General features: G+C 51.5%; 1 rRNA gene. It reads right to left on the reverse strand.

The window, feature by feature from the left end:
• A 23S ribosomal RNA gene (locus SB786_RS36280) occupies positions 1-272 on the reverse strand; the annotation flags it as partial.

The raw sequence follows: 272 nt of genomic DNA on the forward strand, positions 1-272 counted from the left end.
GCCAATGATGTCAGGCTGGTATTTCAAGGTTGGCTCCACCGCATCTGGCGACGCGGTTTCAAAGCCTCCCAGCTATCCTACACAGACAACATCAGCATCCAGTGTAAAGCTATAGTAAAGGTTCACGGGGTCTTTCCGTCTAGCCGCGGGTACACAGCATCTTCACTGCGATTTCGATTTCACTGAGTCTCTGCTGGAGACAGCGCTGCCATCATTATGTCATTCGTGCAGGTCGGAACTTACCCGACAAGGAATTTCGCTACCTTAGGACC

This window comes from Burkholderia sp. SIMBA_062, from assembly GCF_046534765.1.
Taxonomy (GTDB): Bacteria; Pseudomonadota; Gammaproteobacteria; order Burkholderiales; family Burkholderiaceae; genus Burkholderia; species Burkholderia ambifaria.